Source organism: Xenorhabdus littoralis, from assembly GCF_033949345.1.
In the GTDB taxonomy this organism is placed as follows: Bacteria; Pseudomonadota; Gammaproteobacteria; order Enterobacterales; family Enterobacteriaceae; genus Xenorhabdus; species Xenorhabdus littoralis.
On record NZ_VCDP01000054.1, the window covers coordinates 1 to 10,565 of the forward strand.

The window sequence follows — 10,565 nt, forward strand, 5'->3', positions numbered from 1 at the left end:
GTAAAATTTATCGGTTTATAAGAAGTATTGGCTCTCTAACCATATGTTGTATGAAAAGCAGTCACTGTTGGCACTGCCAACACGGTACAAAAAATAACCGTTACTTTACGTTCTTTTGCCAACCATCTGTATATTGTATGAGAAACAGGCTTTAGTGCCCCAGGCACAACAGTGTGAAAAATAACCGCATGTTTACGCCTTTTTGCCAAATTTTCCAATCAGCACATTTTCACCCCGTTCCAGCAGCTCCATATAATCCGCATACCATTGCAGCATTTCCCTGCGTCCTTCCAGATATTGGGCATGATTGTAAGTCCCCCGAATGCTGTTTTTATCTACGTGAGCAAGCTGTGTTTCAATCCATGCGGTGTTATAGCCTTGTTCATGTAAGATAGTGCTCATGGTGTGGCGGAATCCGTGACCTGTTACGCGCCCTGCGTAGCCAATGCGCCTGATTAATACATTTAATGCCATTTCACTCATGGGTTGTGATTGATTTGTTCTGCCGGGAAAAAGATATTTTCCTTGGCCTGTAACTGGCTTCATCTGTTCTAAAATATCAACAGCCTGCTTAGATAATGGAACAATATGAGGACGACGCATTTTCATTTTTTCAGCAGGTATTTCCCATTGAGATTTATTAAAATCAATCTCTGACCATTCAGCCTTGCGTAATTCACCGGGACGAACACCTGTTATCATTTGCAATCTCATCCCCATTTTCACCATAAAACTACCAGTATAAGAATTTAAGGCTTTAAAGAATTCTGTCAGCTCATCAGTCATTAAAAATGCGTAGTGTGTTTTTTTAGGCGTGACAAATGCGGATGCTAAATCAGGTGCGGGATTATATTCAGCTCTGCCAGTAATAATTGCATATTTCCACACTTCTCCGCAGCGCTGACGTACTTTTCTTAATTTCTCTGTTGCACCCCGATCATTTATTCGAGATAAGATCGCCATTAATTCCATAGGCTTAATCTCAGCAATTGGCCTGCTGCCTATATAGGGGAAAACATCTTTTTCAAAGGTTTCCATCATTTCTTCTGCATAAGAAGAAGACCACCTATCAACTCGCTTCTCATACCACTCATGGGCTATATTTTCGAATGTATTTTCTATCAGGTTTGCTGCGGATATCTTTTCTGCTTTTCTTGCTTCACTAGGATTGATTCCGTTAGCAACTAGCTTCCTTGCTTCATCACGTTTGGCTCTGGCCTCGGTAAGTGTTACTACTGGATAAACACCGAGCGAAATCATTTTCGTTTTACCAGCAAATTGATAGCGATATCGCCAGCCTTTCGAGCCATTAGTATCAATTAACAAAGATAACCCGTTGCCATCCGCCAACGTATAGGCTTTTTCCTTTGCTTTAGCTCGCTTGATCACTAAGTCTGTCAGCTTCATAACCCACCAATATTGTATAGAAGAAAATGCATAGGGAATTCTATACAAAAAACTATACAACAAATTGCATAGATTTAGAAAGACAACACCAGACTTAGAGATAATGAAATACTGATAACTATTTTATTTCACTGGATTTAGTGGACTTTTATTGACTTCAAGAGAGGTTATTCTGGAGCGAGTGAAGGGAATCGAACCCTCGTATAGAGCTTGGGAAGCTCTCGTTCTACCATTGAACTACACTCGCAGAAACGATGTGAATGCCGTTAAATATATACTTCTTACTGAACCCCAGCAAGTGGTTCACCTTTACATTTTATCTATATTTCATTCTGTTATTTAATCTCTCCTTATAAAATAAAAAACGCCCTGTCCGGCTGACCTGACAAGGCGTTTGGCTATTTTTAATCAAAAATGATTATTTGTTCGGACGCATTGCCGGGAACAGGATAACGTCGCGGATGGTATGGCTGTTAGTGAATAACATCACCATACGGTCGATACCAATCCCCAAGCCCGCTGTTGGCGGCAAGCCGTGTTCCAGTGCGGTAACGTAGTCTTCATCGTAGAACATCGCTTCGTCGTCGCCTTCGTCTTTCTGACGAACCTGCTCAGCAAAACGTTCTGCCTGATCTTCTGCGTCGTTCAGCTCCGAGAAGCCGTTACCAATTTCACGACCACCAATGAAGAATTCAAAACGATCTGTAATGAATGGGTTGTCGTCATTACGGCGTGCCAGAGGAGAAACTTCTGCCGGATATTCTGTAATGAATGTCGGCTGAATCAGGTGACTTTCTGCGGTTTCTTCAAAGATTTCACATTGAATACGACCCAAGCCCCAACCTTTTTCAACGTCAATGCCCAGAGATTTCGCGATAACAACCGCTTTATCCATATCATCCAGATCCGCTATATTAGTTTCCGGACGATATTTGCAGATCGCTTCTTTCATGGTCATTTTGATGAAAGGTTTGCCGAAATCAAACTCTTGCTCACCATACTGTACCAATGTTGTACCCAATACTTCCTGAGTCAAAGTACGGAACAGTTCTTCGGTCAGAGCGATCAGATCTTGGTAATCCGCGTAAGCCATGTAGAGTTCCATCATGGTGAACTCTGGATTATGACGCGGAGAAACGCCCTCGTTACGGAAGTTACGGTTGATTTCGAAAACGCGCTCAAAACCACCAACAACCAGACGTTTCAGGTAAAGTTCCGGGGCAATGCGCAGGTACATGTCGATGTCCAGGGCATTATGATGCGTGATGAATGGACGCGCACTTGCACCGCCTGGGATCGCCTGCATCATTGGCGTTTCAACTTCCATGAAGTTTTTGTTGCTCATGAAGTTACGCAATGAAGACATCACGTGGGAACGGATCTGGAATGTCTTGCGTGATTCATCATTCGAGATCAGATCCAGATAACGCTGACGATAGCGAGTTTCCTGATCCGCCAAGCCGTGGAATTTATCCGGCAGTGGACGCAATGCTTTAGTCAGCAGACGCAGTTCAGTACAGTGGATGGAAAGTTCACCTGTCTGAGTTTTGAACAACTTACCACGCGCACCTAAAATGTCACCTAAGTCCCATTTCTTGAACTGAGTGTTATAAATGCCTTCCGGCAGATCATCACGGGAAACGTAGATCTGAATACGACCGCCCATGTCCTGTAAGGTTGCGAAAGATGCCTTGCCCATGATGCGGCGAGTCATCATGCGACCCGCAACGGTCACTTCGATGCCCAGCTCTTCCAGTTCTTCCTTAGTCTTGTCATCGTATTTTGCATGCAGATCTTCGGAAATGTTTTCGCGACGAAAATCATTTGGGAAAGCAATGCCGCTGTCGCGCAGAGCAGACAGTTTCTCACGGCGGGTTTTCAGTTCGTTATTTAAGTCAGGAGCCTGTTCAGCTCCCTGCTGTTGTTGTGACATTTTAGTTCCTCATAGACCAGCTTTTAAGCTGGCTTCAATGAATTTGTCCAAATCACCATCCAGCACAGATTGCGTGTTGCGGGTTTCAACACTGGTACGCAAGTCTTTAATGCGGGAATCATCCAAAACGTAAGAGCGGATCTGACTGCCCCAACCGATATCAGATTTGTTCTCTTCCATTGCTTGTTTATCTGCGTTCTTCTTCTGCATTTCCAGTTCGTACAGTTTCGCTTTCAACTGTTTCATCGCCTGGTCTTTGTTTTTATGCTGAGAACGGTCGTTCTGACACTGAGTTACGGTGCCAGTCGGTACGTGGGTGATACGTACAGCAGATTCAGTTTTGTTGACGTGCTGACCACCAGCACCAGAAGCACGGTATACATCGATACGTAAATCTGCCGGATTGATTTCGATATCAATATCATCATCCACTTCTGGATAGATAAAGGCAGAACTGAATGATGTATGACGACGACCACCGGAGTCAAAAGGACTCTTACGTACCAAGCGATGAACGCCTGTTTCTGTACGCAGCCAACCATAAGCATATTCACCGATGATTTTGATGGTTGCGGATTTCAGGCCTGCAACGTCACCATCAGATTCTTCAATGATTTCGGTCTTGAAGCCTTTGGATTCAGCCCAACGCAGATACATACGCATCAACATGCTGGCCCAATCCTGTGCTTCTGTACCGCCGGAACCCGCCTGAAGATCAAGATAGCAGTTTGCACTATCATATTCACCAGAAAACATACGACGGAATTCAAGCTGCCCAAGTTTCTCTTCTAGCTGTTCCAATTCAACGACAGCTTCATTGAAGGTTTCTTCATCATCAGCTTCAACTGCCAATTCCAGCAGCCCGTTTACGTCTTCCAATCCCTGCTCGAGCTGCTCAATGGTTTCTACAATGCTTTCCAGTGATGAACGCTCTTTACCCAACGCCTGTGCCCGTTCCGGCTCATTCCAGACATCAGGCTGTTCAAGTTCAGCATTAACTTCTTCTAAGCGTTCTTTCTTGGCATCATAGTCAAAGATACCCCCTCAGAACGACTGTCCGCTCAGACAGGTCCTGAATATGGTTTTTTACCGGATTAATTTCAAACATATTTTGTGTCTTATACGTTGTGTATTATGAGTAAATGATGGTCGCATGGATATTTTCGAACCGCGTATTCTAACGGATCTGTCAAAGGGTTTATAGCACTTCTGAGATTTACCACACAATCAATGCGGCAAAGGCCAGATGTGTTCGATCAGAAGCTGAACGTCCCGATTACCGCGAAATTCGTTGATATCCAGTTTGTAAGCCAGTTCTACTGTTTTGATGCTGTTGTCCGGCCAGAAGTTGGTATCAATATTAAATGCTATGCCATCTAGCATCGGCCCGCCATGTAGTGGTTCCAGCATGACTTTCAGATGATTTTTACCAACGATTCGCTGTTGCAGTACTTTGAATTTGCCGTCAAAAACAGGTTCAGCAAATGACTGCCCCCACGGGCCGCCGTCACGCAGGATTTCGGCTACTTCCAGAGATAGTTCTCCCAGTGCCAGTTCGCCATCACTCCAGACCACACCTTCAAGCTGTGTAATGTCCAGCCAGTCTGCCACCAGTTCGGAGAAATAACGCTGAAACAGGTCAAATCTGTCTTGTTCAATCGACAATCCCGCCGCCATTGCGTGACCACCGAATTTCAGCATCAATCCCGGATGCAAGGTATCAAGATGCTCAAGTGCATCACGCATATGCAAGCCATTCACTGAACGACCCGAGCCTTTTAGTGTGCCGTCGCCAGCAGGGGCGAAAGCAATGACCGGACGATGAAAACGTTCTTTAATCCGCGATGCCAGAATACCTACTACACCCTGATGCCATTCCGGATGGTAAATCGCCAAGCCGTAAGGTAACTGGGTATGAGTTCTCTCGATTGTATCGCAAATCTGCAAGGCTTCTTGTTGCATGCCCAGCTCAATTTCCCGGCGAGTTTGGTTCAAACCATCCAGCTCACAAGCAATTTGACGGGCCTGCACCATGTCATCTGTCAGCAATAATGCGACTCCAACCGACATATCATCCAGCCGTCCCGCTGCATTTAATCGAGGTCCCAATGCAAATCCCAAATCACTGGCAGCGAGTTTTGCCGGTTCCCGCTTGGATACTTCAAGCAGCGCCCGGATACCAGCACAGCAGCGTCCTGCCCGAATGCGGTTCAAACCTTGATATATCAAAATACGGTTATTGGTATCGAGGGAAACCACATCCGCGACAGTGCCTAATGCCACTAAATCCAGCAATTCAGCCAGATTAGGCAGTGGAATGCCTTGCTGTTCAAACCAGGCTAATTTTCGCAATTCCGCCCTAAGCGCAGACATCAGATAAAATGCGACACCGACACCCGCTAACGACTTAGATGGAAAAGTACAATCAACCAAATTGGGATTGATAATGGCGTCTGCGGCGGGCAATGTTTCCCCCGGCAAATGGTGATCGGTGACAATCACTTTGATGCCATGTTGATGGGCCACGGTGACGCCATCATGGGAGGAGATGCCATTATCCACAGTGATAATCAGGTCAGCGCCTTTTTTAGCAACTTCATCAACAACCTGAACACTTAATCCATAACCGTCTTCGAAACGATTCGGAACAAGATAATCAAGATTACGATACCCCATCGTCCGTAAGGCGCGAATGCTCAATGCAGTGCTGGTTGCGCCATCCGCATCGAAATCTCCGACAATCACAATGCGCCAATGTTCATGAAGTGCGGTTACAAGTAAGGAGACTGCTTGTTCAATACCATTAAGGGATTGGTAATTGAGCAATCCCTTTGCACCACGTTCTAACTCATCAGCCTGACGTATGCCACGCATGGCGTATAAACGACGCAATAACGGATGGATATCGTCGGGAAGATGGCAGGAGTCCGCCGCCAGTCGGCGACGGAGTTGTGTTTCTCTATTCACGGAATTCACGGATGTTGTTCACTGGTTTTATTCACTGGCTAATGTTCACTGACGATTGTTCACTAATAGCTGTTCACTGACAGCTGTTTACAGATTCAGTGGGTGAAATAAATGTATTGCCGATTATTCACCGCTCTGTTCCAGCGTTGATAACAACTCTTTCGGTGGCATATAACCGCCGATTACTTTGCCATCGTTAAGGATAATCGCAGGCGTTCCCTGAACACCAAATTGAAGGCCTAATTGATATTGTTTTGCGATATCAATTTTGCATTCTTTGATTGGGGAGATTTTTTCATCTTTGAAAGCCGCATTCAGTGATTTATTTGGCGTCGCACTGCACCAGACGGACTGCATATCTTTTGCCGATTGGTGTCCCAGACCATGACGAGGGAAAGCCAGATAACGGACAGTGATCCCAAGATCGTTATATTCTTTCATGTCCTCATGCAATTTATGGCAATAACCACAAGTAATATCAGTGAAAACAGTCACAATATGTTTCTCTTTCGGCGCCTTATAAATAATCATCTGACTTTTCAGGGTGTCCATTTTCTTTATCAACGCCTGATTACTGACATTTTTGGGGGCGCTACCACTAATATCATAGAGTGGCCCGTGTAGCAGATATTTACCATCATTGGACATATAAATAGTGCCATGATCGGTTAAAATCGAACTTACACCGGAAACAGGCGATGGAGTGACGCTCTCTGCTTTTAACCCCATCTTAGACAGTGATTTATTGATAGGGCTTTCATCAGCAAAGGCATTGCTGGCAAAAGCCGTCAATAATAAGGAAAGGCAAAACGCAATCTTCTTCATTGTTTGTTCCTATATTTCCATCTTCTTCGCAGTCAGCCGCGAGGATGATGTTGTTGATGCAGCATCTTAAGACGTTCAGTTGCTACATGAGTGTAAATCTGAGTTGTGGAGAGATCACTGTGGCCCAATAACATCTGCACAACCCGTAAATCCGCACCATGATTAAGTAGATGTGTTGCAAAAGCATGGCGCAGAACATGAGGTGACAAGCGCTCAGCATCAATTCCTGCCAATATGGCATAGTGTTTGATTCGATGCCAAAAAGTCTGCCGGGTCATCTGCGTTCCCCGCTTACTGGGAAAAAAAACATCGGACACAGAACCATTCAATAACCACGGTCGTCCATATTCCAGATATTTTTCCAGCCAGTAAACTGCCTCTTCTCCTAAAGGAACTAACCTTTCCTTATCACCCTTGCCCACTATTCTCACCACTCCCTGACGCAGGCTTACATCCGATAATGTCAGGCCAACCAACTCTGAAACACGCAGTCCACAAGCATAAAGCACTTCAAGCATAGCCTTATCGCGAAGTTCAATTGGTTGGTCAGTTAGAGGAACATTAAGCAAATCCTCAACCTGCTTTTCGCTTAAGTCCTTGGGCAGACGTTTAGGCAATTTAGGTGCAGATAATAATGCTGTCGGGTCATCCTCCCGTATCTTTTCACGATAAAGATACTGGAACAATCGACGCATTGCACTCAACAATCGAGCTGAACTACTGGCTTTATAACCGCCATCCACCCGCTCAGCCAAGAATGATTGTAATTCCAGAGAGTGTACAGAAAGTAAATCATGACCATAATTTACCAGCCAGTTGTTCAAGGCTTGTAAATCAAGCCGGTAAGACGCTAGAGTATTTTCAGCCAGAGCTTTTTCCAGCCAGATGGCATCCAGAAATTGCTCTATGAGGGGATTTTCCGATGGATGCGATTCCGTTGAATGTTGTGTCTGTGAATCGTTTTCCGATGAATGCTTTTTCGATGATGCATTTTCTGATAGGTTATGTTTTTTTGGCACTGCCCCTCCTTTTTACCTGCGCCTTTTTATCTGAACCTTTCTATCTGCGCCTTTCTGTCGGCCAGTGTTTTCCTGTCGGCTATTATGCCTGAAAAAGCAATTATTCTGTTACAATACTGCCCCTGATGTTCACAATTCCCTGATAAATAATGATGAAAATTGGTCTATTTTACGGTTCCAGTACATGCTATACAGAAATGGTAGCAGAAAAAATACGCGACATACTCGGTGAAGATCTGATCGACCTGCATAATGTCAAGGATTGCGATCCCCAATTAATGGAAGAATATTCTGTCCTGATCCTCGGTATTCCTACGTGGGATTTTGGTGAAATACAGGAAGATTGGCTGGCAATTTGGGATCAGCTTCCATCGTTAGATCTGGCAGGAAAAATTGTTGCGATGTATGGCATGGGGGATCAGATTGATTACAGTGAGTGGTTTCTGGATGCACTGGGCATGTTGTATCACCATCTTCGCCCGACAGGTGTACAGTTTATTGGGTTCTGGCCAACAGAAGGTTATGAGTTTACCAGTCCAAAACCCCTGTCTGATGATGGTAAACAGTTCGTCGGATTAGCACTGGACGATGTACACCAATTTGAACAAACAGATGACCGTTTAAGCGAATGGTGTATGCAAATCCTGACTGAAATGGAAGCGTTGTTTTGATCTGAGCATAGTTCTGTCTGATCACGGTTCTGATCCGGGCAGCACTCCGACTTCCATTGGAGTCCAGCCCTGTATAACAATCTGTACCAAATCAACACATTTTTCTATTTCAAGTCTAGTTTAGCCTGTTGCAATCAATATGCAGCAAGGAGCTAATCAGGGGTACTTATCGATGGTGACGGTCTCTATCTGGAAGTCACTTTACGCGCCTTTAAATACTGGCGCATGAAGTACCACCGCACTATCATGCGCTATGCCGTCCAGAATGATATTATTGATTCTAACCCTGCCAATGATATGACAGGGGCACTCACTACCGTAAAATCCCGTCATTACACCGCCCTATTCCATGAACGTTTAACCGATTTTCTGATCCGTCTGTTTTCTTATAGTGGACACTGACTGACACGGATCACCGTCGAACTGACACTATTGACCTTTGTCCGCTCCAGTGAGCTGAAATTTGCCCGTTGGGAAAAAAATAGTGGGTGTGAAAAAATCATATTCTCACACCCATCTTGGTTTGTGCTATCCCCTGCTTACCACGGTTTGGAAATCACTAATGTGATCAAATACCGCTCTTCATCAGGATGCCGGTCATCTTTAAAACGTCCCAAATTCAGTTTAATCTGATACTGATTATCAGCTTGCCAATAGGTCGCTCCAGCGCCACCTTTCATACGGCGAAGATTCTCATGCAATTCGGGTGTATTAGCCAAGGATTGATACCCTTTAGTAAGCACCCAACCTGCTTTGCACCACTGATCTTGTAAATCCAAGACAATCTTGATCGCATCATCGTAGAGTAATGGCTCGATTTGTGGCGACATGCGTACACTTTCGATTATTCCATTATTGAATTTAACGACAAAGAATCGGGCAGTTGGGGTAACAAACCCGTATTTTGGATCGGTAAAACGTAAACGCGCATCTGTTTTTGGGATATTGAACCAAATTTTACCAGGAAGATCAGGAGCAATATCGGCACTGGAACGTTGTCGCATATCCTCGTAAGGTTCACCAATCACCAAAGCTATCTCTGGTTTATCGGAATAAAAAGAATGGTAAAGATAGGTGGTGGTCAAACTGAGAACGATTAATAATGCGCAAACCAACCCACCACGTCGCCGACTAATTTGTTGTAATAAGCTCATTCTACACCTCGTCCTGAAGAACTATCCTGAATAGTGGGTGTGAAAAATAATATTCTCACACCCATCTTGGTTTGTGCTAATCCCCTAATTACCACGGTTTATAAATTACCATTGTGATCAAATAGCGTTCGTCATTGGGATGTTTGTCGTCCTTGAAAAAGGCTAAACTCAGCATAATCTGATATTGATCAGCAGCTTGCCAATAGGTCGTTCCTGCACCACCTTTCATACGACGAAGATTTTCATACAATTCTGGTGTATTCACTAAGGGTTTATACCCTTTAACCATCACCCAACCCGCTTTACGCCACTGCTCTTGTAAATCCAAGACAATTTTGATCGCATCGTCATAGAGCAATGGCTCGATTTGCGGTGACATGCGTACACTAGTGATGACATCATCTGCGTATAGGACAGCAAAGAATCGGGCTGGAGGGGTAATAAATCCATATTTCGGGTCGATAAAGCGTAAGCGTGCATTGGTTTTTGGGATTCTGAACCCGATGTTACTGGTACCTTGTGGGGCAATTTCCGCACTGGAGCGCTGCCGCATAGCCTCGTAAGGTTCACCGATCACCAAAGCTATCTC

The 10,565-nt window shown here is 44.6% G+C and carries 9 protein-coding genes, 1 tRNA gene and 1 pseudogene; 2 read left to right on the forward strand and 9 right to left on the reverse strand.

From position 1 onward, the window contains the following. Positions 1–192: 192 nt before the first annotated feature. The 7 genes from FE394_RS13695 to xerD form a co-directional block, all read right to left on the reverse strand. Positions 193–1,407 (reverse strand): tyrosine-type recombinase/integrase, encoded by a 1,215-nt coding sequence (locus FE394_RS13695; RefSeq protein WP_319926934.1) that lies wholly within the window; start codon positions 1,405–1,407, stop codon positions 193–195. A gap of 173 nt (positions 1,408–1,580) precedes the next feature. After that, positions 1,581–1,654 (reverse strand) — tRNA-Gly (locus tag FE394_RS13700). A 171-nt stretch (positions 1,655–1,825) separates the two neighbouring features. Continuing rightward, entirely contained in the window at positions 1,826–3,340 is a 1,515-nt protein-coding gene (gene lysS, locus FE394_RS13705) for a lysine--tRNA ligase (RefSeq protein WP_319926928.1), read from the reverse strand. A 9-nt stretch (positions 3,341–3,349) separates the two neighbouring features. Next, positions 3,350–4,448, reverse strand: a protein-coding gene (gene prfB, locus FE394_RS13710) for a peptide chain release factor 2 (protein WP_319926929.1) whose coding sequence is annotated in 2 segments (ribosomal slippage) — positions 3,350–4,372 and positions 4,374–4,448 — 1,098 coding nt in all. Because the reading frame shifts where the segments join, the coding sequence is not laid out codon by codon here. Between the two features lie 119 nt (positions 4,449–4,567). After that, a complete protein-coding gene (gene recJ, locus FE394_RS13715) occupies positions 4,568–6,307 on the reverse strand; it encodes a single-stranded-DNA-specific exonuclease RecJ (RefSeq protein ID WP_319926930.1) in 1,740 nt (579 codons plus the stop codon). A 123-nt stretch (positions 6,308–6,430) separates the two neighbouring features. Further along, positions 6,431–7,132 (reverse strand): bifunctional protein-disulfide isomerase/oxidoreductase DsbC, encoded by a 702-nt coding sequence (dsbC, locus tag FE394_RS13720; RefSeq protein WP_319926931.1) that lies wholly within the window; start codon positions 7,130–7,132, stop codon positions 6,431–6,433. Positions 7,133–7,164: 32 nt separating this feature from the next. Then, complete coding sequence (gene xerD, locus FE394_RS13725; RefSeq protein ID WP_319926935.1) at positions 7,165–8,040, reverse strand: site-specific tyrosine recombinase XerD; 876 nt, start codon at positions 8,038–8,040, stop codon at positions 7,165–7,167. 263 nt (positions 8,041–8,303) lie between these two features. Between xerD and fldB the strand changes: the two genes are divergently transcribed. Next, positions 8,304–8,822, forward strand: a complete 519-nt coding sequence (gene fldB, locus FE394_RS13730; protein WP_319926936.1) for a flavodoxin FldB — start codon at positions 8,304–8,306, stop codon at positions 8,820–8,822. A 243-nt stretch (positions 8,823–9,065) separates the two neighbouring features. After that, positions 9,066–9,302: pseudogene (locus FE394_RS13735) on the forward strand (tyrosine-type recombinase/integrase); the annotation flags it as partial. A gap of 59 nt (positions 9,303–9,361) precedes the next feature. On the opposite strand, the gene FE394_RS13740 reads toward FE394_RS13735, so the two are convergent. Together FE394_RS13740 and FE394_RS13745 are read right to left on the reverse strand one after the other, a co-directional pair. Continuing rightward, positions 9,362–9,976: a hypothetical protein gene (locus tag FE394_RS13740; RefSeq protein WP_319926932.1), complete on the reverse strand. Its 615-nt coding sequence runs from the start codon at positions 9,974–9,976 to the stop codon at positions 9,362–9,364. Positions 9,977–10,064: 88 nt separating this feature from the next. Beyond that, positions 10,065–10,565, reverse strand: a 501-nt coding sequence (locus tag FE394_RS13745) for a hypothetical protein (protein WP_319926933.1), incomplete at its 5' end; no start/stop codon positions are given.